The sequence below is a fragment of the Haloarcula onubensis genome (genome assembly GCF_031624605.1).
GTDB lineage: Archaea > Halobacteriota > Halobacteria > Halobacteriales > Haloarculaceae > Haloarcula > Haloarcula onubensis.
Genome location: NZ_JAMQOS010000005.1, coordinates 339,491 through 362,917, shown reverse-complemented (window position 1 = coordinate 362,917; position 23,427 = coordinate 339,491). Strand labels below are relative to the sequence as shown.

The 23,427-nt window shown below is 65.6% G+C and carries 26 protein-coding genes and 1 tRNA gene; 16 read left to right on the top strand and 11 right to left on the bottom strand.

The features are described from left to right. Nucleotides 1-8 precede the first annotated feature (8 nt). From NDI86_RS16450 to NDI86_RS16435, 4 genes are all read left to right on the top strand, one after another. Complete coding sequence (locus tag NDI86_RS16450; RefSeq protein ID WP_310901531.1) at nt 9-710, top strand: class I SAM-dependent methyltransferase; 702 nt, start codon at nt 9-11, stop codon at nt 708-710. Between the two features lie 68 nt (nt 711-778). Continuing rightward, nucleotides 779-1,099: a hypothetical protein gene (locus NDI86_RS16445; RefSeq protein ID WP_310901530.1), complete on the top strand. Its 321-nt coding sequence runs from the start codon at nt 779-781 to the stop codon at nt 1,097-1,099. A 76-nt stretch (nt 1,100-1,175) separates the two neighbouring features. Continuing rightward, nucleotides 1,176-1,517 (top strand): hypothetical protein, encoded by a 342-nt coding sequence (locus tag NDI86_RS16440; protein WP_310901529.1) that lies wholly within the window; start codon nt 1,176-1,178, stop codon nt 1,515-1,517. After that, nucleotides 1,514-1,915 carry a hypothetical protein gene (locus tag NDI86_RS16435; protein WP_310901528.1) on the top strand — a complete coding sequence of 134 codons (402 nt, stop codon included), beginning with the start codon at nt 1,514-1,516 and terminating at the stop codon, nt 1,913-1,915. Before NDI86_RS16440 ends, NDI86_RS16435 begins: the two co-directional genes overlap by 4 nt. 48 nt (nt 1,916-1,963) lie before the next feature. Here NDI86_RS16435 and NDI86_RS16430 read toward each other — a convergent pair whose 3' ends face one another. Next, nucleotides 1,964-2,626, bottom strand: coding sequence for a hypothetical protein (locus tag NDI86_RS16430; protein WP_310901527.1), 663 nt, complete (start codon nt 2,624-2,626; stop codon nt 1,964-1,966). Between the two features lie 144 nt (nt 2,627-2,770). Between NDI86_RS16430 and NDI86_RS22130 the strand changes: the two genes are divergently transcribed. Next, nucleotides 2,771-3,355 carry a helix-turn-helix transcriptional regulator gene (locus tag NDI86_RS22130; protein ID WP_417936281.1) on the top strand — a complete coding sequence of 195 codons (585 nt, stop codon included), beginning with the start codon at nt 2,771-2,773 and terminating at the stop codon, nt 3,353-3,355. A 222-nt stretch (nt 3,356-3,577) separates the two neighbouring features. After that, the gene (locus NDI86_RS16425) at nt 3,578-4,183 is read left to right on the top strand and encodes a hypothetical protein (protein ID WP_310901526.1); all 606 of its coding nucleotides are present in this window, start codon (nt 3,578-3,580) and stop codon (nt 4,181-4,183) included. Between the two features lie 209 nt (nt 4,184-4,392). Here NDI86_RS16425 and NDI86_RS16420 read toward each other — a convergent pair whose 3' ends face one another. Beyond that, nucleotides 4,393-5,184: an alpha/beta fold hydrolase gene (locus tag NDI86_RS16420; protein WP_310901525.1), complete on the bottom strand. Its 792-nt coding sequence runs from the start codon at nt 5,182-5,184 to the stop codon at nt 4,393-4,395. A 212-nt stretch (nt 5,185-5,396) separates the two neighbouring features. Between NDI86_RS16420 and NDI86_RS16415 the strand changes: the two genes are divergently transcribed. The 4 genes from NDI86_RS16415 (at nt 5,397) to NDI86_RS16400 (ending at nt 9,727) form a co-directional block, all read left to right on the top strand. Then, entirely contained in the window at nt 5,397-6,083 is a 687-nt protein-coding gene (locus tag NDI86_RS16415; RefSeq protein ID WP_310901524.1) for a helix-turn-helix domain-containing protein, read from the top strand. 195 nt (nt 6,084-6,278) lie between these two features. Further along, nucleotides 6,279-7,250, top strand: coding sequence for an ABC transporter ATP-binding protein (locus tag NDI86_RS16410; protein WP_310901523.1), 972 nt, complete (start codon nt 6,279-6,281; stop codon nt 7,248-7,250). Continuing rightward, nucleotides 7,247-8,164, top strand: a complete 918-nt coding sequence (locus NDI86_RS16405) for an ABC transporter permease (RefSeq protein WP_310901522.1) — start codon at nt 7,247-7,249, stop codon at nt 8,162-8,164. Before NDI86_RS16410 ends, NDI86_RS16405 begins: the two co-directional genes overlap by 4 nt. A gap of 81 nt (nt 8,165-8,245) precedes the next feature. Continuing rightward, complete coding sequence (locus NDI86_RS16400) at nt 8,246-9,727, top strand: amidohydrolase family protein (protein WP_310901521.1); 1,482 nt, start codon at nt 8,246-8,248, stop codon at nt 9,725-9,727. A 56-nt stretch (nt 9,728-9,783) separates the two neighbouring features. Here NDI86_RS16400 and NDI86_RS16395 read toward each other — a convergent pair whose 3' ends face one another. The 8 genes from NDI86_RS16395 to NDI86_RS16360 form a co-directional block, all read right to left on the bottom strand. Continuing rightward, complete coding sequence (locus NDI86_RS16395) at nt 9,784-10,140, bottom strand: hypothetical protein (protein WP_310901520.1); 357 nt, start codon at nt 10,138-10,140, stop codon at nt 9,784-9,786. A gap of 574 nt (nt 10,141-10,714) precedes the next feature. Continuing rightward, nucleotides 10,715-10,785 (bottom strand) — tRNA-Pro (locus NDI86_RS16390). A gap of 57 nt (nt 10,786-10,842) precedes the next feature. Further along, complete coding sequence (locus tag NDI86_RS16385) at nt 10,843-11,733, bottom strand: RNA-guided pseudouridylation complex pseudouridine synthase subunit Cbf5 (RefSeq protein WP_310901564.1); 891 nt, start codon at nt 11,731-11,733, stop codon at nt 10,843-10,845. Next, entirely contained in the window at nt 11,730-12,308 is a 579-nt protein-coding gene (gene cmk, locus NDI86_RS16380; RefSeq protein WP_310901519.1) for a (d)CMP kinase, read from the bottom strand. The genes NDI86_RS16385 and cmk overlap by 4 nt, the downstream gene beginning before the upstream one ends. Nucleotides 12,309-12,470: 162 nt before the next feature. Next, on the bottom strand, nt 12,471-13,364 hold the full coding sequence (locus tag NDI86_RS16375; protein ID WP_310901518.1) for a DUF106 domain-containing protein: 894 nt from the start codon (nt 13,362-13,364) through the stop codon (nt 12,471-12,473). Nucleotides 13,365-13,397: 33 nt separating this feature from the next. Further along, nucleotides 13,398-14,048 (bottom strand): adenylate kinase, encoded by a 651-nt coding sequence (locus tag NDI86_RS16370; protein ID WP_310901517.1) that lies wholly within the window; start codon nt 14,046-14,048, stop codon nt 13,398-13,400. 79 nt (nt 14,049-14,127) lie between these two features. After that, nucleotides 14,128-14,979, bottom strand: coding sequence for an NAD-dependent epimerase/dehydratase family protein (locus NDI86_RS16365; RefSeq protein ID WP_310901516.1), 852 nt, complete (start codon nt 14,977-14,979; stop codon nt 14,128-14,130). 43 nt (nt 14,980-15,022) lie between these two features. After that, nucleotides 15,023-15,898, bottom strand: coding sequence for a homoserine kinase (locus NDI86_RS16360; RefSeq protein WP_310901515.1), 876 nt, complete (start codon nt 15,896-15,898; stop codon nt 15,023-15,025). A 115-nt stretch (nt 15,899-16,013) separates the two neighbouring features. Between NDI86_RS16360 and NDI86_RS16355 the strand changes: the two genes are divergently transcribed. From NDI86_RS16355 to NDI86_RS16345, 3 genes are read left to right on the top strand one after another with little or no spacing between them, the layout of a single operon-like run. Then, complete coding sequence (locus NDI86_RS16355) at nt 16,014-18,221, top strand: sensor histidine kinase (protein WP_310901514.1); 2,208 nt, start codon at nt 16,014-16,016, stop codon at nt 18,219-18,221. 11 nt (nt 18,222-18,232) lie between these two features. Further along, on the top strand, nt 18,233-19,546 hold the full coding sequence (locus tag NDI86_RS16350) for an NAD(P)/FAD-dependent oxidoreductase (protein WP_310901513.1): 1,314 nt from the start codon (nt 18,233-18,235) through the stop codon (nt 19,544-19,546). Between the two features lie 59 nt (nt 19,547-19,605). Further along, on the top strand, nt 19,606-20,316 hold the full coding sequence (locus tag NDI86_RS16345; protein ID WP_310901512.1) for a hypothetical protein: 711 nt from the start codon (nt 19,606-19,608) through the stop codon (nt 20,314-20,316). Between the two features lie 9 nt (nt 20,317-20,325). Here the strand turns inward: NDI86_RS16345 and NDI86_RS16340 are convergent, their stop codons facing one another. Beyond that, the gene (locus tag NDI86_RS16340; RefSeq protein ID WP_310901511.1) at nt 20,326-20,919 is read right to left on the bottom strand and encodes a DUF6149 family protein; all 594 of its coding nucleotides are present in this window, start codon (nt 20,917-20,919) and stop codon (nt 20,326-20,328) included. A 222-nt stretch (nt 20,920-21,141) separates the two neighbouring features. On the opposite strand from NDI86_RS16340, the gene NDI86_RS16335 reads away from it, so the two are divergent. The 3 genes from NDI86_RS16335 to NDI86_RS16325 all read left to right on the top strand — a co-directional run bounded on the left by NDI86_RS16335 (nt 21,142) and on the right by NDI86_RS16325 (nt 23,382). Then, nucleotides 21,142-22,392 carry an NAD(P)/FAD-dependent oxidoreductase gene (locus NDI86_RS16335; RefSeq protein WP_310901510.1) on the top strand — a complete coding sequence of 417 codons (1,251 nt, stop codon included), beginning with the start codon at nt 21,142-21,144 and terminating at the stop codon, nt 22,390-22,392. Nucleotides 22,393-22,468: 76 nt separating this feature from the next. Next, nucleotides 22,469-22,696 (top strand): hypothetical protein, encoded by a 228-nt coding sequence (locus tag NDI86_RS16330; RefSeq protein WP_310901509.1) that lies wholly within the window; start codon nt 22,469-22,471, stop codon nt 22,694-22,696. Nucleotides 22,697-22,761: 65 nt separating this feature from the next. Next, a complete protein-coding gene (locus NDI86_RS16325) occupies nt 22,762-23,382 on the top strand; it encodes a histidine phosphatase family protein (RefSeq protein ID WP_310901508.1) in 621 nt (206 codons plus the stop codon). The last annotated feature ends 45 nt before the right edge of the window (nt 23,383-23,427 follow it).

Here is a 23,427-nt window from a genome sequence, read left to right as displayed (position 1 = left end):
ACCCACCCATGGAATCGAGCAATCCCCACGGCCAGGCAGGCGGGCAGCATCGAACACACAGCGAACACACCGACCATCGACAGCCGGTTCAGCGACACTCGAAGTCGGCCGACGAAATCGCCGACGCGTATGCAGAGGTGGCTGACCGACTCACCAGGTGGCAGCAACTCGACCGGCTCTTCGCCGGTCGGTATCGCCGCCGTCAGTTCGAGCACGTAGACGGTCGAGTGCTCGACGTCGCCTGTGGGACGGGGCAGAACTTCCGCTACCTCCAGTCGCCGGCGGCGGTCGTCGGAATCGACGTCAGCGACGCCATGCTCACTCACGCTCGAAACGAACTCGATAGACTCGGGCTGGACGGGGCGGTCCAGCAGATGGACGCCCAGGCACTCGAGTTCCCCGACGACAGCTTCGATACCGTCATCTCGTCGTTTTCGACGTGTACGTTCCCGGACCCGATTGCGGCGCTCCACGAGATGGAACGCGTCTGTGCTCCCGACGGCGAGATACTGCTGCTCGAACATCGTCGCAGCGACGTGGCGCCACTCGCCTGGCTCCAGAACCGGCGCGCAGCGTCCCACTACGAGAAGAACGGCTGCCGACTGAACCACGAGCCACTCGCGACCGTCGAGGCGGCCGGCCTCCCGGTCGAAAACGTCTCGACGGCGTTTTTCGGTCTCGTCACCGCCGTCGATGCGACGCCTCGGTGACCGCCCATGCGTACGCGTCCAACACCCAACTGGCCGATGAATCGCTGCGACCGTGGCAGCCTCGAGAGATGACTTCGCCCGATTGCTCCACGACGGACGACAGCACCGGCGGAACCACGAGACGGTCGTTTCTCGCCGGTCTCGGGACGGTGGCCGGTCGGACAGGAGCCACGCCCACCGCCCGGCGTCCTACTTCACAGACGGGCGAGGACCTATTCACCGACCCGGGCGAACTCGAAGCGGTCGTCGACGAGGTGATGGCAGCGCGAATCGGGACGACGACGCCCGGTGCGACTGTCGCCATCGTCTCCGGAGACACACCAGTCCTCACCGGAGGATACGGTGCTGCCGACACCCACGTCGAGACCGGGCGGCCCCGAGCGCGCTGAGACCGTTGCTGGCGAGTACAGCCTTTCGTCACTACCACAGAGCGGTCCGTTACAGGTCGCCGACCGACTCGCGCACTTGGCCGTCGAACCCGCAAACGACGGCCGCCTGCGTACGACGACCCTCGATGGGGACACCAGAGCATGGGTCGAGACCGACCCGTACGTGTACGAGGAGGTCGGCGGTCACGATGTCCTTGCTTTCGAGGTCACAGACGGCGAGGTGGACGTCCTGAACATGAGTAGCGAACCGACCGGTGTCTATCAGCCAGTGCCGGTTCAGGAACGCCGGCTCGTAACCGGGGCTGTCCTCGGGACGGCAGTATCTGGCTTCGGACTCTCACTCGTCGGCCGGGCCGGACAGAGTGTTTGGCGCCGACTGAAGCAGTACCCGACGGGCAGCGAGGAGGACGCAAAATGACAGACGAACAGGCCACTCGCCACCGAACCGAACAGCATCACAGCGAGCACTGGCGGCTCACTCAGGTCGTCAAAGACCGACTGACAAGTCCAGCGTGGCTGGCTCGTACAGCGGGTGTCTGCCTGAGTGGTGTCTCGGTTGGATTCGTCGTACTCTTGGCGTTCATTCTGGAGACCAGGGGCGATATCGCGCTTATCACGAGACCGCTCCCGATGCAGATTGCACTGGCCTTACCGACGGTGGTCGCCGTTCTCACGGCTGTGACGGCAGTCGGGACAGTACTCGCCTGGTGGAACAGGTACTGGTCGTTGCGAGCCCGACTCCATCAGACACTGGTGACGGTTTTGGGGCTCGGGTTCAGCTGGATACTCGCTACGCTCGGCTTTCTCCCACTTTGAACACCTATCCTGCACATCAGGAGGGGATACCTGCTCTAGAGATGTCGCTCAGATCGACCGCCAATCCGTGACGTCGGTAACGCGTTCGGTCGACAGGTCGACATCAACCACATAGAGCAGTTCTCCGGAGCCATCGTCTCCCGGCTGTCGGATGCGCACAACGGCACTGTCGGCAACGTAGTTGGTCCCTCTGCTAATCGTGACGGAGTCGCTCTGTCGTTCTTCAACGGACGTCTCGTTGATCGTAAAGGTGGTATCTGACTGTCCACTCGAATTGTCGAGAGTGACGTTATACGTTCGAAGGGTATCGTCCGACACCGTTAACCGCTGTATCGGCTCGACAGCGAGTTCGTACTCGCCTATCTCATCCAGGCCCGTAGCTACAGTCGAGTTGTTCAATGCTATCTCTCTCGCGCGCTCGCGGTCGGTCGCGCTCAGCGGTCGGTGTTCCGTTGTCTGTATCGAGAACCGCCCGGTATCGGTCTCCCGAATCGTGATCCGGCTCAGATTGGACACGTTGTGTACGACGGTTTCGGACTCGCCTCCGTTTGCGAACGTCACGTTCTCGTCACCGACGACGAATTCGGGATTCGCCCCGGTGGTTGCGAGCGGGTCAGCCGCCCATAGAGTGGTTCCGGCTCCCGCTATCCCAACGCCGAGTATGCTCAGTCCGACGAGGAAGAGGAGGCGCAAGCGGATGACTTCGTCCATATAATGTCCATGGGTGAAAGAGCCCATCAACACTGGGATGAAACGCGTTCGGAACCAGTTTGAAACGCGTTTCACAGCCGTTTCAGGCCTTCTAAGCCCGATTATTTCGTCAGGCATAAATCCCAGTTGAGAGAACCAATTTATATGCGTCTCCGGGCCCTCCAACACACGCATCTGGTAGCAGCAGTCGGTTTTCTTGCAGCAGTGCTCGTCTTGGCCGTCCAGCTAATCTCCCCGTCGCAAGTGATGGTTTCGCTGGGAGAGAGCGGTGCAGAGACGGTAAGTGTAGGTGAGTATTTCACGTATCGAGAAGTCGCAGTAATTGCAGGTGCCGCTTTCGTCTGTGGAGTGAGCGGAACCTATCTGGTGTTGCACGACCAGAGACACATCGTTACATCCGCCGATCGGTCATCCGCCCAGACACACCCTTCGTCACGAGAGATGCCGACTGACGGTGGGGCGACTCCCGCTGCTCAGTCCACAGCTAGTCCCGCTGGGACATCGGGACAGGTAGAGAAGTGGGAAGCGAACCTGGAAAGACTCGCGGATAACCAGGAAACGGTCTACGAACTACTGATTGAAGGCGAGGGGAAGTTACCGCAGCGGAAAATTGTAGAGCGAACAGACCTGTCGAAAGCCACTGTCAGCCGCACGTTAGATACGTTAGAGCATCGCGGACTCGTCGAGCGAAAGCGGAGTGGGATGGGGAATACGATACATCTGCAATGACCCAGGCTGTCTGTCCCTCCGGTTTTGGGCACCCACCAATCTCGGCGGAAGAGAGCCTGTAACCGGTTTCGAACGCCTTTCGGTCGCCTTTCCAATCAACGACTATCTGGTCTTTCATACTACGTCCAATCGAGGCGAGTTGGGACACCGAGACAAGGTCCCCGCCTGACGAACACACGCGGGTCGACCCGGTGTCTCAGCTCGCCGCAAATACGACGACTCATGCGTTACAAAGCACTCACCCTCGTGGTTGCGGCACTGCTCGCCCTCGGAGCGGGCGGTGTCACAGCCGCGTCTCTGACCAATCCGACAGCCGATGCAGCGTCGGCTGATGCACTGCCCGCTAACTACACTGTCGACGTCGTCAATCCTGACGGAGTGAGCGACGAGGCCGCCGAGCAGGCTATCGAGACGGCGTGGGCCAACGACGATGTACGAAGCCACCTCGACGGAACCGACGCAGTCCACTTCGAGGTCTGGGCATCGGAACTGGACGACGATACCGTCTACGTCGACGTCGCACCAATCGACTCTCCCGAGGAGACACTGGTTAGGGCCCACGTCGACGTCGCTCGGCAGACGGTCACGGCCACCGACGAACCAGTGACACTCGACGCTTCGAACGCCACTTCCATCACTGCCAGTGGTGAGGGTAACGTGTCGGTAAACGGTACCGACTACGAACTGAATCCCGATGCCGAGACTCCGGCGGAGAACGCGACGCGATACACTGCCGAACAGTCGACCGAGTTCCAGATCAACGCGAGCGCAGCCGACTCACAGTCCGCGTTCCGCGTAACCACGGACACATCGGAGGACGACCCGTAAAGCCGGCCGTCAGTACCACCCACTGTCACCGCTCCGCTTTTTCTTTTCCGACCTCGACCGGACGACGTCCAGTCGCTACCGCCAAGAGCGGTCACAACCAGTTCGCCACACCGCGACTGTGGCTCTAAGTCGAACGACTCCTCGTCGTCTGGAGAGGGGGTGTCGGCCCCTCGATGACTGATTCTGTGCTATGACACGACGGTTACCGATTATCTCTGGAGGAACGCATCGGCTGCTGCTGCGATTCGGTCCGGTGCCTCTCCCGGGCCGCTGTGACTGACACCGTCGAATTCGACGAGACGGCTGTGTGGTAGCGCCTCGTGAACGTCGCGGGCGCTCTCGCGGAGGAACTCCGGTCCGTTCGTTCCCGTCAACACGAGCACTGGCGACTCGACGTCGAGCGTCTCCGGGAGCCGGTACTGTTCGACGGCGCGATTCATCCGGACGACCTCCTCGGCGAGTTCCACGCAGTCGGGCCAGACCGGCCACTCGGACAGCCAGGCGTCGAACTCGTCGATTCCGTCGGGATGCAGGACCTGTTCGATGTAGCGTTTCACGGCTTCTTCGCGTTCGCCGTCGTCGACGAGTGTCGCCATTCGGTCAGCGAGGTCCGCCTGCTGTCGGTATCCCTCGGGAAGCACTGCCGGTTCGTAGGCGATGACTGCATCGACGGCCGCCTCGGTTGCAGCTTCGATGGCCGTCAGCGCACCGAAGGAGTGACCGAAGAGAACCGGCTCACCGTCGACGGCGTCGACGAGCGTGCGGACATACTGAGCCTCCCGGTCCAGGACGCCCTCGGCGCTCGTCTCCGCCATGTTGTCGAGACACGTCCCAAAGCCAGGTCGCTGTGGAATCACGGGGGCATATTCCCGAAAATGCGGGAGGACTGGCCGCCAGTACTGCCGCGGGGCCATGCCGCCGTGGAGGCAGAGTAGTGGCTGGCCGTCGCCGTGTCGTTCGTAAGCTATCTCCGAGCTATCTACTGAATGGGTCGTCGCCATACACTGGTGTGTCCTCGGGCGACGTGGCTAAGCCGTGCTCTCAGCCATTGGGCCATTTATTACCGGTGGCCGACGGACCCCTACAACCACACGCTTGCGGCTGGAGCTGTCCCGACAGGTCGGGCGTGTCCGAGAGGGTGACTCTCGACGAGCCGTATCGGTATCGCCGATAGTGGCGACAGTCACATTACAGTCGGTCGAAACAACGACGTATGGGACTCGTCGCGGAGTTCGATATCGACTGCGAGGCGTTACCGCTCGCCGGCGTGGCGGCAGCCGTTCCCGACGCGACACTGGTCCTCGACATGCAGTTCAATCACGGGAACCGCCCCCTGTTTCTCGTCACCGTTCAGGGCGGTTCGCGGACGGCCGTCGAGAACGCCTTCACGGACGCGTACGACGTCGGGGAGTGGACACTCGTCGGTCAGGCCGGTGACACCCGCCGTTATCAGGTGCGTCCGGCGCTCAGTCTGGAGGAACAACTCGGTGAACACCTCGCCGACCTCGAAGGCCTCGAAGCCCTCGCCACTGCCGACGCTATCATCGAACGGATAGCCGTCGTCCCGGGCGGCTGGCGACAGACCGGGTGGTTCGTCGACCGGGACGCGTTCAACAAGTTCGCCTCGTTCTGGCAGCACAACGCCGCGTTCCGGTTACACCGACTCACTCGGGACGGCGAGTCGGAACCGCCGGGCGATGGGCTGACCGACCGGCAAGACGAGGCGCTCCGCATCGCGTACGAGCGGGGGTACTTCGATATCCCGCGTACGGCCTCGTTGGAAGATGTGGCCGAAGAACTGGGTATCACGCCCTCGTCGGTCTCCGAGCGACTCCGCCGAGCACAGACCCAGCTCATCGAGGAGACGGTCGCGACGACGTGGCCGCCCCTCCCGAGCTGAGACAGAGCAATCGGTCCTTGGGGTGAGTGGGTTGGGGGTGGAGTATTTAAAAGGCGCCACTAATTGGAGCATCGCCTACCGGACTCCGTCTCGGTGTTTTAGTTGCCTATGACATTGCAACAGGCACGACACCCATCCGAGAACGAAGCGGACCCCGCGAAGCGTCGAACTTCGATCGAGGCCGAGGGCGTCCACGTGACGTACGACGATGGAACCGAAGCGGTCCGAGGCGTCTCTCTCGACGTCGGGGACGGCGAGTTCTTCGGCTTTCTGGGCCCGAACGGGGCAGGCAAGACGACCACAATCAAGACGCTCGTCACGCTGTTGCACCCGACCGAGGGGTCGGTCCGAATCAACGGCTACGATACGAAGGCGGACCCACAGGCTGTCCGCGAATCCATCGGCTACATGGCGCAGGAGACGAGTATCGACTTCGAACTCACACCGCGAGAGAATCTCCGTGTCGCCTGTCGGATGTACGGGGTCCCGACGGAGGAGCGCGAGGACCGAATCGAGGAACTGCTCGACCTCGTAGACTTGCGTGATGTCGCCGACAAGCGGGCGGAAACGTTCTCGGGCGGCATGCAAAAGCGCCTCGACACCGCGACTGTCCTCGTCCATCGCCCACCTGTGGTCTTCCTCGACGAGCCGACGACCGGTCTGGACCCGGAAGCGCGACTCCGGGTCTGGAACTACTTCGAGGAGATCAACGACCGCGGGACGACGGTGTTTCTGACGACGCAGTATCTCGAAGAGGCAAACGAACTGTGTGACCGCCTCGCCATCCTCCAGGATGGCCAGATAACCCATACGGGGACACCGGACGAACTCAAATCAGCCATCGGGACGGAGACGGTCACGCTGACACTACAAGACGCGTCCGAGGAAAACCAACGCCGTGTGATAGACACCGTTCGTCGCCTCGGCGCTCTCGACGCCGTGGCTATCGAACGGACCGCCGACGGCGTGGCCATCGAGGCCGACAACGCCCGCTCGGCCACGAGCGACCTGTTCACCGAGCTGGCCGCGGCGAACGCCACCATCACGGATTTCGACGTCCAATCGCCGACGCTCGACGACGTCTTCCTCACGCTTGCAGGAGAGGACGACGTGGGTGCGACCGGCGCCGCTGGTGACACGGTCCGTGCCCAGGAGGTGCGTCGATGAGTTCCGTTACCGACGGGCCGGGCGCTGTCGACGGTGACTCGGCACAGCGAGCGTCGGGCAACGGCGCCGCGACCGACGCACGGATCAGCTTCAAGCGCTGGCTCGTCAAGACGTCCCGCAATCCCTACGTGACCTTCACCTCGCTGGTCCAGCCGGTCATCTTCTTCGTCCTGATGGCCGAAGTCCTCGGTGCAATCGCCGGCGGCGCCGTGAGTCAGTCGGTACAGAGCGGCGTCACGTACGTGACGTATCTCACGCCGGCGATAATCATCCAGTCGGCGCTGGCTGCCGCTGCTGTCTCCGGTATCGGACTGGTCGACGATATGGAGACGGGAATGTTCGACAAGACACTGCTATCTCCGATGAACCGTAGTGCGATGTTCGTCGGGAAAGTGCTGTCGGAAGTGGTCCGAATCACCGTTCAAACGGGAATCATCCTCGGTCTCGGCTACCTGCTGTTGGTCCTCAAACCGGGAGCGTCCCCCGATCAGTATCTCCAGACGGGACCGCTCGGTATCCTCGGCATCGTCGTCGTGACGGTGATATTCGGCGGTGTCTTCATGGCGTATTCGAACATCGTCGCGCTCGTCACACGCGACCGGGAAGCCACCGTGATGATCGCGAACCTCCTGACGTTCCCGCTACTGTTCATTTCGAGTGCCTTTCTTCCCCTCGAGTTGCTTCCGAACTGGATTCAAGCCGTCGCCGTCGCCAACCCCATCACGTACGGCGTCGACGGCATCAGAGCGCTCATGCTCGGACGGGACGTGCTGTCGGTCTTCGAAGTGACGGCGTTCGCCGGACTCTGGAACACGGTAGTCCCTGCCGTTGCTGCGCTTCTGGGGTTCAACGTGGTTCTGGGCGCCGTTGCCGTCTCGCTACTCGAGCGGGCCTCGAAGTCAGAGGTCCAATAGCACCGTCTCTCCCCCACTTCTCACTGGAAACGGACCCACCGCTTTTCCAAAGACAGACAGAATATTCCGGATACAGCTAGTATGGCGCCTGATATCCTGATCCACGATGCGACGGTACTGACCGTCGACGGGAACAACCACCTGTATCGGAACGGGACCGTGATTGTCGAGGACGGGACGATTCGTGAGGTGCGACCGTCCGAACCGGAAGACGCCGAGTCGCCTGCCGAGACGGTCATCGACGGACGCGACCGACTCGTCATGCCGGGGCTCGTCAACGCTCACGCACACCTCGAACTCACGGCGCTCATCGGTGCGTTCAGCGAGATGGGCGTCGGTGAACTGTTCGCCGAGATGACCGCCCTCTGTGAGCAGTTGGGTCGCGGCCGGTACGGGTACCTCGTCGAAGCAGGCTGTGACCTCGCGGCGCTGAACTTCGTCCGGGGCGGTATCACGACGACGAACGCGATGGACGCGCTCCCGAGTCGCGGCGCCGACGCGTTCGGTGAAGCCGGGCTCAGGGGCTTTTTCGGCCCCTGGATAAGCGACCTGTTCTGGGATATCCCCGAAGACGAGCAGTTCGAGCGCGCTCGCTCGTTCATCGAGGAATACCACGGCAGCTACGACGGGCGGATTCAGGCCACCGTGTGTCCACACGACGACTGGTCGTGTTCCCGAAGCGTCTGGGAGCGCACAGCGACACTCGCAGCGGAGTATCCCGACCTCCCCGTCCACACGCATCTGCTCGAACTGGACGCGAGCAACACGATGGCCCGAGCGAACGACGCCGAGGACTCGCTCGCGCTCCTCGAGGAGGTCGGTCTCCTCGACGACCGCCTCGTCGCCGCTCACTTCCGCGTCGCCGACGAGGACGACATCGAACGGATGTCGGCAAACGACGCGTCGGTCGCCCACTGTCCCTCTATCTTCTGCTACTGGGAGCCCGACGGAGAGACCGAGTGGACACCAGTGCCGGCGCTGCGAGAGGCGGGCACGACGGTCGGCCTCGGTCTCGACGACCACTACTGGCACGACTCCAGCGACCTGCTTGCAGAGGCCCGACAGGCACGGTTGGCGGCTAATCTCTCCTTCGGGACGAATCAGTTCCACTCGATGGAACTGGTCCGAATGCTCACCATCGACGGCGCAAGGGCCCTTGGCGTCGGCGACGAACTGGGCAGTATCGAGCCAGGCAAGCGCGCTGACCTCGTTGTGCTGGATCTGTCTGCTCCGAAATTCGCACCGAAGACGAACGTCCCGGCGTTAGTAGCAAACACCGCCACGGCTGATGACGTCGAGTCGACTATCGTCGACGGTGAGTTGCTCATGCACGAGAAAGAGGTCCGCTCGATGGACCCCGAGGCGGTCTGTGAGCGTGCCGAAGCCGCCGTCGAACGCTTTGGTGACGATATCGGCTGGGAGCTAGAGCCGAGCGGTAGCGTTCCACCACGTCACCTGCGTACTGTCCGTGACCTCCCAAAACGGGGGCCGGCACACCTCGTGGCCCGTCTCGGGTTGCAACACATCAGGGACGGTTTCGAGGGTGTGTCTCGGGAAAGTTGAATTAGCCGTTCAGGTAGGGAATCCAACGACTTCTGCAGCGGCGCTGGCAGGCCCCGTTACTCTGCTTTCCACAGAGTGTCCGCTTGCCGCTTGAGACCAGTAGGCACGTGCCTTCCGGTCAGTCGATTTGTCTTGTGGCGCTTCTTCTCGCGGACCTCGTTCGCTTCCAGCGTCGCCTTCCGCCGGCCGGTGGGACCGAGCGTCTCTATCATCTCAGGGTCGTTGTGGACGTAGTCGTCGTCGCGTAGGTCGGCCAGACTCACCTCGGAGCGGATGGCGAACGTCGATGCTAACTGCCGGAGCGTCAGCCAGTCGCCGGCGTGGGGTAGCTTCGTCCCGTCAGCCGTTCCGCCGAAGAACGCTTCGACTGTCGCTCGTCGGCCGGGGTGGCGCTGCCACCGTAGATATGACACCCCAACTCGTACCGTCGCGACCCCGCCGTAGCCATCGACCTCGGCGTCGACGGCACCGACTCGGGAGCCAGCGACAGCGGCGCCGGGAGCAAGAACTCGAAGCGGCGATGGTCCACACAGCGGAAGCCGTAGCCCGGAATCGTCTCCCCAGACTCTCGGCGATATCGAACGCCAGCAGCGAACCGGTCGGGGGCTGTGGCGTGCCGACGGAGGCCCGTCCGTCGCGGCCACAGACCGGACAGAACACCGCACTATCGCGGGGCGAAACGTCGCTACCCCGAACAGACTCGGCGGCCGTGACCGGCGGTGTCAGCAGAGAGCGCGTTTTTATCCGGCCGAACATGCGCCGTGGTTGTCGCACTCCGCACTCACGACCGAGTCCGCCAGTAGGGCCGTGAACTGCTGGTAGTCATCGGCTCCGGAACCTATGGAATCACAGGTCTGGGTGGGGACAGACTCCGCGATGCCGGAACGCACGCCGACCACCCAAATTAAAAGCGTGTCTGGTGTACTTCCGAGAGGAGAATTCGGCTAGCTGGCCGCTATACTGGCCGTAATCTGAGTGAAATTGAAGTGGGACCGCCGAGATTCGAACTCAGGTCCGACGGACCCCATCCGCCGAGGATACCGCTACCCCACGGTCCCGCGTTTTGGACGAGGAGGGTTCGTCAATTAAGGGTGTCGTTTCGGGGGCGCCGTGTGTCACACCAGCACCCGCTCTAACTCGACCGTGGTACCGCTGTCTGCGTCGGGGTCGCCGACCAGCGTCCCCAGTGCCACCACAGCCCCATCGGGGGTAACGACTGCCACCAGTTCCCCCTCCGTCGGCGTCGCCGCACCGACAGCGGCCGACTCGGCCCCGACGACGCCGGGGGCGTACACCGGCGCGCCGTCGGCCACGGCCTCGGCGGCGCTGGGGGCGACACTCACTCGCGGGAGGTGCGAAAGCGCCGCCTCGGCGGGCTGCACAACCTCCCGCAGCGCGGCCTCCTCGCCCTCGGCGGCGAAGGCCAGCGCGTCGACGAGGCCGTGCATCGACACCAGCGAGCGGTCGTCGAACTGGCCCGTCGCGGTCCGTCGCAGGTCCCCCATGTGCGCGCCGGTCCCCAGCGCCAGCCCGATGTCGTGACAGAGCTTCCGGATGTAGGTGCCCGAGGCACACCGGACCCGCAGCAGGGCGCGGCGGTCCTCGCGTTCCAGCACGTCGAGCGCGTGAATCCGGCGAGTCCGGAGCTGTCGCTTGACGGCGCTCTTTCGCGGGGGCTTCTGGTAGACGTCGCCCTCGAACTCGCTGACCACGCTGTCGAAGTCCGGCGGCGCCCTGTCGTGCAGTTCCAGCACCGCGACGTACTCCTTGACGGCGTCGTCGAAGATGCGCGCGGCGCGGGCGGCCTCGCCCAGCAGGACGGGCAGACAGCCGGTCACCTTCGGGTCGAGCGTCCCGCCGTGGGCGACACGGTCCTGTCCGGTGGCGTCGCGGACCCACGCGGCGACCTGGTGGGCCGACGGGCCGGGCGGTTTGTCGAGGTTGACGACGCCGAATTCGAGCAGGGCGTCGACGTCGCGCTCGTCGGGCGGGGCGCGGACCATCAGAACTCGTAGCGGATGCCCTGGACCGGCGTCTTGCCCTCGTCGGCGCTCTCGTCGTAGGAGTCGACGGCGTGGAGGGCGATGCTCAGGGTCCCCGGGGGGTCCCAGCGGGCGGTGTTGATAGCGAGGTCGTAGATAGAGAGGTCGTCGAAGTCGATGTCGTAGTACTCGGCGTAGCGCTGGGCCTCGCTCGCGCTGCGCTCCTCTGTCTCGGTGCGGGCCTGCTCGAAGGGCTTGTTCTCCCGCTGGGCGATGCGGTCGGCCCGCGCGGAGAGGGGCGCGGTGAGCCAGAGCTTGATGTCGGCGTACTCGCCGGCCATCCAGCCCGCCAGCCGTGACTCGAGCACCACGTCGTCTCGCTCCGCGGCGATGTCGCGCAGCCGCCGGTCGAGGTCGCGGTCTATCTGGTCGTCGTCCTCGGCGGCCTTGTTCAACTCCAGCGGTGTCATGTCCCGCTCCTCGGCCAGCGAGCGGAAGATGTCACCGCCGGAGACGTGCTCGTAGTTCAGCGCGTCCGCCAGGTTCCCGGCGAGTGTGCTCTTCCCGCTGCCCGCGGGGCCGGAGACGGTAATCAACATGGTGGTTCTCCGGGACTACCGATAAAATGCGTTGTGTCTTGCTGTCGTCGGAGTCGTTCGTTGTTTGCTTCGGGAGCGGTGATTCAGTACAGCCAGAAAGTCCCGGGCCCTTTCTGGCTGTTGTGAACTGCGATAGTCCGAGAAAAACCGCGAGAAGACTTGTTAGCTCGCCGTCGGCGTCGTCTCGACGTTCAGCGCCTTCCGGATGACCTGGGTAAAGGAGAGCGAGCACAGGAAGTACCAGACGATCCAGGCCTGCATCGGGCCGACGAGCCCCTGGCGCCAGGTCTCGACCTCGCCGAACAGCGGCAGCGTGATGACCGGCGAGGCGATGGTCAGTCCGGGGCCAAAGACCATCCAGTATATCCAGAGGAAGACGGGGATGTTGATGAGCATAATCCAGACCATCGGGCGGAACTGCTGTTTGAACATGCCCAGCTGGTCGCCCATCAGCTCCATCTGCTCCTGTTCGATGCGTTCGAGGGCCTCGTCGTCGTCGCGCTCCTTGGCCTTCTTCCGGCGTTCCTTGATGTCCTCCATCTTCGCCTGGTGGTCGCCCATCCCCGTCATGTCCATCATCTGGTCCTGCAGGATAGAGGAGGTGGCGCCGGTGAACACGGCGAGGACGAGGATGAGGACGTAGAACGGGAGTACCTCGGCCAGCGGTCCGAGCGCGATGTCGAGGGTCCCGCCGATGGCGTTCCGGATGGAGTTGATGGAGTAGCCGGCGAACAGCCCCACCGTCCCGAGGGCGGCCAGTTTGTCCCACTGGCTCCACCCCTCCTCTTCGTCCGCCTCGTCGGGGGCGGCGTCGGTCGATTCCAGTGCCTCGCGGACGCCCTCGGGGTCCTCGATGACGAACCCCTCGCCGTCGGCGTCGACCAGCAGGCCGGACTCGATGAGCCGACCCCACTCGCCGCTGGTGATGTCGTCGCTGACGTCGCTCCAGGTGACGGTCCCTTTCTCCTCGGCGACGGTCAGTACCTCACCCAGCGCGTCCGTCATCGCCTCGCCGTCGTCGGCGAGACGCTCTACTTTCGGCGCGGTTCGTGCCATTGTGGAGTGTTCAGCGGGCGCGACGTATCAACTTTATTCTGTCCGGTCGTCGATGGCGGCCTGGATGTCGCTCCAGACCTCGTCGGGCGACTGCTCGCCGTCGATGGCGACGAACCCGTCGTGGTCCTCGTAGTGCGCGATGACCGGCGCGGTGTTCTCGTCGAAGACGTCGAGGCGGTTGCGCACCGACTCCTCGTTGTCGTCCTCGCGCTGGACGAGTTCGCCGCCACACTCGTCACAGACGCCGTCCGCCTCGGGCTGGTTGAACTCGACGTGGTAGTTCGTGCCACACTCGTCACAGACCCGGCGGCCGGTGAGGCGGTCGACGAGTTCCTCGCGCGAGACGTCGAGCGAGAGGACGACGTCGAGGTCGGTCATCCCTTCGAGTTCCTCGGCCTGTTCCAGGTTGCGCGGGTAGCCGTCCAGCACGAAGCCGTCGGCGGAGTTGAGCGCCTCGTCGACTATGGCGTTGACGACGGCGTCGGGCACCAGGTCGCCCGCTTCCATGTACTCACGCGGAGTGTCGTACTCCGTGTCCATGTCGGAGATGTCCATGTCCTTGTTCGCGCGGAGCGCGTCGCCGGTCGTGACGTGGTCCACGTCGTACTCGTCGGCGATGTTCGCGCTCTGTGTCCCCTTGCCCGCGCCCGGCGGGCCCAGAATCAGGAGTCGTGGCTGCGACATAGTCGCGAGTTCCGGCGGCGTGGTTAAAGGGTTGTCCAAATGGGCGCGGACGCGTCACTGGACGGGGCACCCCGGCCGCTCACTCCGGCGGGCCGTCCCACGCCTCGCCGTTGTCCAGTGGTTCGTACCCCACGGTCTCGCGGGCGTAGGCCAGGTCGTCCAGCCACCGCCGGTCGTTGCCGCTGACGCCGTAGAAGTGGTCCCACTCGACGCTGTCGTCGTCGAGACAGCACGCGACGAGTCGGGCGCAGTCCCGGCGTGACAGCCACAGCCCCTTCATCCGGGCGGCCTGTTCCTCGTAGGCCTCGCTCCCGCGCTCCCAGCGCCCGGCCTCGACGCCCGCCTCGGCGTCGCCGTAGGGGTGGTCGTACTCGGGCGCTCGCACCGACCCGATGCGGAGCGCGTAACACCGGATGTCGTGGGCTTCGGCGGCCAGTCGGCCCAGGTCCTCGCCGTAACACTTCGTCAGCCCGTAGCGCGAGTCCGGCCGGTGGGGTTCGTCGTGGCCCGCGCGAACGGCCTCGTCCGAGTCAGCCTCGCCCGCCGGGTCGTTGTGGTACACCCCAGGCTCGTTACGAACCTCCACCATCCCGACGGCGTGGTTCGAGGAGGCAAAGACCAGACTATCGAGTCCGGCGTCGACGGCCGCCTCGGTGACGTTGTGGAGGCCTTCGAGGTTGTCCCGCTGGGCCTTGGACCAGCCCAGCGAGCGGTCGTCGGGCCCGCCGGTCCCCGGGGTGAGCGCGAGGTGGACGACGGCGTCCCGCCCGTCGAAGTGGGGCCGGACGGCGTCGTAGTCACGCACGTCCGCGACCACGTCGGTGTCCTCGCCGTCCTCGATGTCGAGCAGCGTCAGGTCGTAGTCGTCACCGAGATGCTCCGCGAGGGCACTCCCGACGACGCCGTTTGCTCCCGTGATGAGCACGTCCATACCGACACAACGGCGGCGCGCTATTTCGGTCTTGGTCCGGAGGTCAGAAAATCTGTGCGCCCCGGCCGATACGGCTCTGATAGGCCCGCGCCTCCACGCCGTGGTCGCCGAAGGTGTCGAGCATCGCACTCGCGATGGCCCGCTGGGAGCCCTCGTGACACGCCGCGATGACCGTCGGGCCGGCGCCGGAGATGGTCACGCCGGTCGCGCCCGCCGAGAGCGCCGCCTCCCGGACGGCCTCGTAGCCGTCGATGAGTTCCGCTCGGGCGGGCGTGACGACGGTGTCGTGCATCCCCTCGCCGACGAGTTCGGGGTCGTTTCGGTGCATCCCCGTCGTCAGCGTGGCCGCGTTGCCGACCGTCTCGACGAGTTGCTCGACGCGGGCGTGTTCCGGGACGACACGGCGGGCGTCACGCGTCGAGACGACGATGTCGGGGAGACACGCGACGAGCGGGATGGAGGCGTCGACCTGCCGGACGCCCGAGTGGGTGGCGATGGTAAAGCCGCCCAGAATCGAGGGCGCGACGTTGTCGTCGTGGGCGTCGCCGGAGACGACGGCCTCGCCCTTGGCGGCGATGGGGACCAGTTCCTCGCGGGTGTAGCCGCGGTCGTAGAGTGCGTTCAGGCCGACGGCCGCGGCGGCGGCGCTGGCGGCCGAGGAGCCCAGTCCCGACGCCGGGCGGACCCCCTTGTCTATCTGGATGTGGGCGGGGGCCGCAAGCGCCTCGGCGACGGCGCCGACGGTGTTTTTCTCGGGGTCCTCGGGGATGAACTGGCTGCCGGCGCCGGTCACCTCGATGGTCGTCCGGTCGGCCTTCGAGACGCGGACAACGTCGGCCGGGCGCTCCAGCGCGACGCCGAAGACGTCGAAGCCGCTGCCGAGGTTCGCGCTGGTGGCCGGTGCCCGGACGGTTAGCATGCCTGCGGATTTTCGCAGGGTGGGCAAAAAGGTAGCGGGTCGGCGAACGCGCTCTCAGTATTGAGAACACGGACCAAACGCATAAACCCCAGAGATGGAATCTGGTAGTAGAAGGATGGTCGTCGACGTCGTCGGGGTACTCGTGGCCGGGAGCGCAGCGGGAGCGCTGGTCAGCGGGGTCCTGGCGGCGGGGGCGTGGCGCGACCGGACGATGCCGGGCACGGGCCCGTTCGCCTGGCTGATGGTGGCCGCCGTCGGCTGGTGTCTGCTGAACGTCGCCTGGCTCACGACGGCGGACCCGGCGGTGGCGACGGCCGTGTTCCTGCTGACGCGGCTCGTCTCCGGCCTCATCGTCGGGCTGTGGGTGGTGTTCGCGCTCTCCTACACCGGTCGGGAGGCGTTGTTCACTCGCGCCCGACTCGTCGCCCTCCTGCTCGTGCCGACGCTGTACAGCCTGCTCGCGCTGACGAACCCGCTGCACGGGCTGGTGACCGCAGACGTGACGCAAGTGATGGTGGCCGATGTGACGCTGTTCGTCGGCGAGACCGGCCCGGTGTACCTGGCCCAGACCGCCCTCCAGGTCGGCTTCATCGCGACCGGCTACGCCCTGTTCGGGGAGTTCCTGCTCCGGTCGCGGAACCTCTATCGCACGCAGACGTTCGTCATCCTCACGGCCGGACTGTTGACCGCCGGCGTCCAGGGGCTGTTCGTCCTCGGGGCGACGCCCCATCCCGGGCTCGACATCACGCCGCTGACCTTTGCCCTCAACGGCGGCCTCGTCGGCGTCGCGCTGTTGCGCTCCGACTTCGTCTCGGTGACGCCGCTCGCCGGCGACCTGCTGGTCGACGAGCTTCCCGACCCCGTACTCGCGCTCGACACCGACGAGCGGATTATCGACTACAACGCGGCCGCGACGGCGCTGTTCGGGACCGACGACCTGGGCAGTCGCCCCGTCGACGACGTCAGCCCCGGCCTGCTCGACGATATCGAGCGCGACGAGGTGTTCGCGCTCGGCGAGCCGCTGTCGTACTACGACCCCCGGACGAGCGCCATCACCGACCAGCACGGCGGCCGGCGGGGCCGGCTGGTCGTCCTCCGCGAGGTCACCGGCCAGCAGCGACGCCAGGACCGGCTGGAGGCGCTACAGGCGGCCACCCGACAGTTCGTCGAGGCCAGCCAGCCCGAGACCGTCGCGGAGCTGACGGTGCGGTTCGCGACGCGCGTGCTCGACCAGAACGCCGCCGCCGTCTTCCTCGCAGACGACGGCGCCCTGGAGGCGGCGGCCGTCAGCGACGGGGTCGGGCGGGCAGCCGACGAGTTGACCATCGACCCCGAGCGGACGCCGGACCACGAGCTGTGGCGGACCTACGAGAGCGGTGAGAGCCGTATCGCCGACTGTTTCGGTCTGGGGACGGCGATGGAGCGGGCGCTGATGGTGCCGATGGGCGACCACGGGGTCGTCGCCATCGCCTCGGCCGACGACAGCTACGCCACCGAGGACCGACAGTACGCCAGTATCCTCGCGCAGACGACCCAGGTGGCCCTCGAACAGCTCCAGCGCCAGCGGGAGTTGCGCGAGAGCCGCATCTCCATCGAGCGGCGCAACGAACAGATAGAGTTCTTCAACGGCGTTCTCAGACACTCGCTGCGGAACGCGATGGTCGTCGTGCAGGGGCGGGCTGACTACCTGCGAGACAGCGTCGGCGCCGAGGAGGAACACCACATCGACAGCATCACCGAGTGGTGTGCGCGCCTCACCGAGATGAGCGACGCCATCAAGGACATCAACGAGACGGTGTCGGCCAGCGAGAGCGAACGGCTGGACGCCATCTCGCTGTCGGCCGCCGTAGAGGGGTCCCTCGAGCGCGCCGTCGACCGGGACGCCGACGTGACCGTCGACGTGGAGCTAGCCGACGAGCGGGTGGTGGCCAACCACCTCGCCGAGGAGGTCCTGACCAGCGTGGTCGAGAACGCGGTCGAACACAACACCAGCGACCGGCCGCGGGTGGAAATCGACACCCGCCACGCGGGCGACTGGATACAGGTGCGCGTCGCCGACAACGGGCCGGGCATCAGTGACGAACTCAAGACGACCATGTTCGAGCGCTCGATTTCCAACGACCAGACCGCCGGCGGCTTCGGCCTCTACTTCGTCTCGGTGATGATGGACCTCTACGGCGGGAAAGTCTGGTACGAGGACAACGACCCGCGGGGCGCGGTCGCCATCCTGGAGTTCCAGCGGGCCGACGCGGAGCGAGACGCCACCGCTGCCGACGCGACGGCCTCGACGACGGAAGCGCAAACTAAATCCCACGACGACTGAAACCGGAGTGTATGATCGGTGTCGTCGGCGGCGGCGTCGCGGGCCTCGCAGCGGCGTATCGGCTACAGCAGCGCGGACACGAGGTTCGCGTCTTCGAGGCGAGCGAGGACCTGGGGGGGCTGGCCGCGGTGTACGAGACGGCCGGCGACCCCATCGAGAAGTTCTACCACCACCTCTCGAAGTCGGAGGAGACCATCGTGGAACTGGCCGAGGAGCTGGGGCTGGGCGAGGACGTCGAGTGGCGTATCGGCGAGAACGGCTACTACGTCGACGGCGTCGTCCACCCGATGGACACGCCCTGGGAGATACTATCCTTCCCGCATCTGAGCCTCTACGACAAGTTCCGGCTGGGGATGCTCACACTCGACGTCGACGTCCGGGGCGGAACGCCGAAGTTCGACACCTACGAGAGACTCGAGGACTTCGAGGACGTCCCCGTCGAGGAGTTCGTCCGCGACCACACCACCGAGAACGTCTACGAGACGTTCTTCGAGCCGCTGCTGGACGCGAAGTTCGGCTCACGGAAACAGGACGTCAGCGCCGCCTGGCTGCTGGGCCGCATCAAGTTCCGCGGCGAGCGCGACATCCTCAACGGCGAGATTCTGGGGTATCTGGACGGCGGCTTCGGTCGCCTGCTGGACGCGCTGGTCGAGGCGGTCGGTCGCGAGAACATCGAGACCGGCACCCGCGTGACCGACGTGCGGACCGAGGACGGCGAAGTGACCGGACTCAGCGCCGACGACGGGACCGGTGAGGCCGCTCACGACGTCGACAGCGTCGTCGTCGCAGCGATGCCGAACGTCCTCGAAGAACTCACGGGCTACCCCTGTGACATCGACTTCCAGGGGACCGTCTGCTCGGTCATCAGCATGGACGAGCCGCTGCTGGATACGTACTGGCTCAACATCGCCGACGAGGCGCCCTTCGGCGCACTCATCGAGCACACGAACTTCGTCGAGACGGAGCGCTACGGCGGCGACCACCTGCTGTACGTCGCTCGCTACATCCAGTCGCCCGAGGAGGACGTCTGGCAACAGGACGACGACGAGGTTCGGGAGACGTGGCTCTCGGGCATCGAGTCGCTGTTCCCCGAGTTCGACCGCGGTTCGGTCAACTGGGTGAAGACCGCCCGCAACCCCCGCACCGCGCCCGTCTACGAGCGGGGGTATCTGGACATGGTCGTCCCCTACGACCTCTCCGAGGAGGTCGCCGACGGGGTCTACTACGCCGGGATGGCCTCCGAGGCCCAGTACCCCGAGCGGTCGCTCAACGGCGGCATCGTCGCCGGCTACGAAGTGGCCGACCGCATCGACGGCTCGGAGTGATTCAAGACGGATTTTCAGCCTCCTGAAAGCGTTTATCCGGGCGCTTCCACGCGCCGCACATGAACAGACGCGACCTGCTCGCGACCGTCGGTATCGCGGCCGCGAGCGCCGGTTGTCTCTCCCCGTCGGACAGCGGCCCCCAATCGGACACCGGGACGCCGACAGACACACGGCCACGAACCGACACGCCAGCCACGCCGGGCGTCCCACAGGCCGGCGACGAGTTCGCCGGGGCGGCCTGCCCGTCGTTTCCCGCCCCCGACCGGACCGTCTGTCACCACACCGCCGGTGCGGACGCCGAGGTGGTGCTTGCCGCCGAACCCGAACTGTTCGACCCGGAGCGTGGCGACGACACCGTCGAATCGCTGTCGTTCACCCTCTACAACTACAGCGAGTGGACGGTCAGCTGTAACCCCGACGACTGGGCCATCCACGAGCACGCGGGCGGGACGTGGTCGTTCGTCGCACCACAGGGGCCGATACGAGAGCCGCTGCACGTCCTCGCCCCCGGCGACTCGCTCCGGTGGGAACTCCCCGAGATGACCCACCCGTCGCCGGGCGGCGACGACACGTACAGGGTCGACACGGCGCTCGAAGCCGGCGTCTACGCGTTCAGCGTCACCGGCACCTACGGCGAGCGGGGCCTCACCGAAACGCCGAGCGGCGAACCGCCCGCGGAGACGGCCTTCGTCGCGCTGTTCAGACTCGGGTCGGCGATTGGCGGCGCCGGAGCATCCGCCACTGCGCGGACCGACGCGCCGGGAGAGTGACTCTCGCGCTCAGTCCGCGGTCCCCTCGTCGTCGACGCCGGGGGCCTGACTCGGGTCGACGTCCTCGGGTTCGGTCTGGCCGCCCACGACGAGTTCGCCGTCCTCTGTCTCGACGTAGGCGTCGTCGGCGAACCCACCGACAGCGTGGGGGTGTTCGGGGTCTTCGAGCTTCTCCGGCGTCGAGGGCGCCTCCGCGATACCGCCCGCGGGCCGGAACTCGCCGAGCGGGTCCGAGATGGTGATGCCGTACTTCCCGAAGAAATCCTCGTACCGGTCGTAGTGGGCCTGGAGTTCGTCGGCCGGGAACTCCATCATCTCCGTCCAGCCGTGGTTGTAGAAGTCGAAGTTGGCCTGGACGTGGGTTATCTCGCGGGCTTTCGCCTCCGGGAACCCCGCCTCCAGCGCGGCGACGTAGGTGTCCATCGTCGCGTCGAAGAAGTCGTCCAGGTGGTCGCGGCGTTCGTCGGCCCGCTCGGGGTCGGCTTTCCCCGCGAAGATGTCGGTGTGCATCCCGACCAGCCGGTCGTTGACCTTCTCGCCGACGACCGGCAGCGTCAGCGCCTGCTTGGCCGCCCAGTGTCTGACGTTCTGACGGAGTTTCATCGCCCGAGCGTTAGGAGTCGAACGCCTTGAAAGGCTCGCTGGCGAGAGCGACGCCTGGGAGACGGTGTGGATACAGACAGCCAGTCGGGACACTGGCGACAGCGGCGGGGCGTACTGGCGCTCACGCGTCCCGAGAGCGGCGTCGGAGTCAACTGCGAGTCGATATCGCAATCGATACGCAGATAGCAATCCACATTAGGCGTCGTGCCGAACCCTCCCAACATGAGCACGTCGCACGTGATTATCGGGGACGGTATCGCGGGAGCCTCCGCCGCGGAGACAATCAGGGAAGCCGACCCTGACGCATCAGTGACCGTCATCACAGACGAGGGAGAGGCCCTCTACAACCGGATTCTCATCAAGGAGTTCGCCAAGGGGAAACTGCCAGAGGCCCCGATATCCATCCACGAGCCGGAGTGGTACGACGAGCGCGACATCGACCTCGAACTGAACACCCACGTCACGGACATCGAACCGGTCGCCCACGAGATTCACACCCACAAGGGCGAGACCTACGAGTACGACAAGCTGCTCGTCGCGACGGGCGGGACGCCGACCCAACTGCCGGTCGAGAACAGCGACGCCGACGGTATCCACCACTTCTGGACGTTCCAGGACGCGCGGGGCATCCGCGAGCACGCCGAGGAGTCCGACCAGGGCATCATCGTCGGCGCGGGCCTGCTCGGTATCGACCTGGCGGCCGTCTGTGCCGCCCAGGGCATCGACGCGAAGTACCTGATGCGCGGGGACCGCTGGTGGCGCTACGCCCTCTCCGGTGAGGGCGCCGAAATCATCCACGAGGCGCTGCGTGAGAACGGCGTCGAGCCCGTCTTCGACTCCGGCGTCGACCACTTCGAAGTCGACGACGACGGCCACGTCTCCGGAGCTGTGGACCCCAACGGCGACCAGTTCGACGGCGGCTGGGCCGGCGTCGCCATCGGGCTGAACTTCAACACGGAGTTCCTCCAGGGCGCAGGCATCGAACAGGACGACGGCATCGTCGTCGACGAGTACATGCAGACGAACGTCGAGGACATCTACGCCGCGGGCGACATCACGCAGTTCTACGACACCATCATCGGCGCCCGCGCCCAGAACGGCGCGTGGGGCTCGGCGAAAGAACAGGGGTCCGTCGCCGGGACGAACATGGTCGCCGACGCCGAAGAGCGCGAGTTCCGCTGGGTCTCCTCGTACTCGATTACGCACTTTGACTTCCCGTTCCTCTCCTTTGGCCACCCGACCCGGGGCGACGACGAGGCCGAGCGCAAGTACTCCGACAGCGAGTGGCGCCGACTCGCCTTCGAGAACGGCCAGCTCATCGGCGGCGTGCTCATCGGCGACCTCTCCCAGCAGTCCAAGTTCAAGAAGCTCATCCGCGAGGAACGCAAGGTCGCAGACCAGAAGGAACTGCTCCTAGAGAAAGACGTCGACCTCGAGAAAGTGAAGGCCAACACCGCCCCGCCCGCCGAGTAACGGCACTCTCGGGCGGTTTCCGCACAAAGTCGTATTTTTCGCCGCTATTTTGTCCGTCTGGTCCGTAGTTTCGCGCATGATTGGGCCACTGCTCCGGCGGTTCCTGAGCGGGACGACCGGCGACGATAGCGGAGACGCAAGTGGCGACAGCGGTGACGACGCCGGCTTCGCCGGGTCGGTGCTCGATTGGTCTGTCAACTACGGCCACGGTCCCGACGGTGGTCAGCAGGAGGCGGCCCGCGAGATGGCCGAGATACAGGCCACCGCCGAACGGCTGGAAGCACAGGACCGGCACCGCCGGTAACAGCGGGTCGGACCCATCCCGCCCGCAGGCGCACATTGATTTTCCCGCACGCCGATTGACCCCGTATGGCAGACACTGTCTGGGTCGTCAGACACGGCCAGCGACAGGACAGCGTCGACCCATCGTGGGACGACCACGCCGACCGCGTCCACGACCCGCCACTGACCGACCTCGGCCGGTGGGCGGCCTGGCGGACGGGTCGGCGGTTCGTCGAGTCGGGCGTCCCACTCGACGCCGTCTACGCCTCGCCGTTCCTGCGGACGGCTGAGACGGCCGAGGAAATCGGCCGGGAGACGGGCACCGACGTGTATCTGGAGCCGGGCCTGGGCGAACACCGCAACCCCGAGTGGTTCGACGCCGACCCGGAGACCGTGCCGGCGGAACACCTCGCCGACTGGTTCGACCCGATAACCCTCGACCACGACCCGTATCTCGTTCCCGAGTTCCCCGAGAGCGGCGACGAGGCAATGGCGCGGGCCGGGAACGTCGCCCGGCAACTCGCCGCGGACGTGCCCGGGACGGTCCTGCTCGTCGGCCACGGGCTCACGGTGGGCGGCGTGGTCGACGGGCTCGTCGGGTCGACCGACGGCGTGGACGCGCCCCTCTGTGGCGTCACCCGCCTCGACCGCGACCGGGGCAACTGGGAGCTGGCGTTCTCCGGCGACACGACACATCTGGACGTGTAGGCCCGGGCGCGAGAGAACGACGCCCTTTTTTCGACCGACGGCGGA

Coding starts and splice junctions, on each gene's coding strand:
- cmk (WP_310901519.1), bottom strand. CDS start 12,308: ATGTTGATTACCGTCTCCGGCCCCGCGGGCAGCGGGAAGAGCACACTC.
- NDI86_RS16450 (WP_310901531.1), top strand. CDS start 9: ATGGAATCGAGCAATCCCCACGGCCAGGCAGGCGGGCAGCATCGAACA.
- NDI86_RS16365 (WP_310901516.1), bottom strand. CDS start 14,979: ATGGACGTGCTCATCACGGGAGCAAACGGCGTCGTCGGGAGTGCCCTC.
- NDI86_RS16420 (WP_310901525.1), bottom strand. CDS start 5,184: ATGGCGACGACCCATTCAGTAGATAGCTCGGAGATAGCTTACGAACGA.
- NDI86_RS16360 (WP_310901515.1), bottom strand. CDS start 15,898: ATGCTAACCGTCCGGGCACCGGCCACCAGCGCGAACCTCGGCAGCGGC.
- NDI86_RS16325 (WP_310901508.1), top strand. CDS start 22,762: ATGGCAGACACTGTCTGGGTCGTCAGACACGGCCAGCGACAGGACAGC.
- NDI86_RS16345 (WP_310901512.1), top strand. CDS start 19,606: ATGAACAGACGCGACCTGCTCGCGACCGTCGGTATCGCGGCCGCGAGC.
- NDI86_RS16340 (WP_310901511.1), bottom strand. CDS start 20,919: ATGAAACTCCGTCAGAACGTCAGACACTGGGCGGCCAAGCAGGCGCTG.
- NDI86_RS16435 (WP_310901528.1), top strand. CDS start 1,514: ATGACAGACGAACAGGCCACTCGCCACCGAACCGAACAGCATCACAGC.
- NDI86_RS16400 (WP_310901521.1), top strand. CDS start 8,246: ATGGCGCCTGATATCCTGATCCACGATGCGACGGTACTGACCGTCGAC.
- NDI86_RS16405 (WP_310901522.1), top strand. CDS start 7,247: ATGAGTTCCGTTACCGACGGGCCGGGCGCTGTCGACGGTGACTCGGCA.
- NDI86_RS16355 (WP_310901514.1), top strand. CDS start 16,014: ATGGTCGTCGACGTCGTCGGGGTACTCGTGGCCGGGAGCGCAGCGGGA.
- NDI86_RS16445 (WP_310901530.1), top strand. CDS start 779: ATGACTTCGCCCGATTGCTCCACGACGGACGACAGCACCGGCGGAACC.
- NDI86_RS16350 (WP_310901513.1), top strand. CDS start 18,233: ATGATCGGTGTCGTCGGCGGCGGCGTCGCGGGCCTCGCAGCGGCGTAT.
- NDI86_RS16335 (WP_310901510.1), top strand. CDS start 21,142: ATGAGCACGTCGCACGTGATTATCGGGGACGGTATCGCGGGAGCCTCC.
- NDI86_RS16375 (WP_310901518.1), bottom strand. CDS start 13,364: ATGGCACGAACCGCGCCGAAAGTAGAGCGTCTCGCCGACGACGGCGAG.
- NDI86_RS16370 (WP_310901517.1), bottom strand. CDS start 14,048: ATGTCGCAGCCACGACTCCTGATTCTGGGCCCGCCGGGCGCGGGCAAG.
- NDI86_RS16425 (WP_310901526.1), top strand. CDS start 3,578: ATGCGTTACAAAGCACTCACCCTCGTGGTTGCGGCACTGCTCGCCCTC.
- NDI86_RS16415 (WP_310901524.1), top strand. CDS start 5,397: ATGGGACTCGTCGCGGAGTTCGATATCGACTGCGAGGCGTTACCGCTC.
- NDI86_RS16430 (WP_310901527.1), bottom strand. CDS start 2,626: ATGGACGAAGTCATCCGCTTGCGCCTCCTCTTCCTCGTCGGACTGAGC.
- NDI86_RS22130 (WP_417936281.1), top strand. CDS start 2,771: ATGCGTCTCCGGGCCCTCCAACACACGCATCTGGTAGCAGCAGTCGGT.
- NDI86_RS16330 (WP_310901509.1), top strand. CDS start 22,469: ATGATTGGGCCACTGCTCCGGCGGTTCCTGAGCGGGACGACCGGCGAC.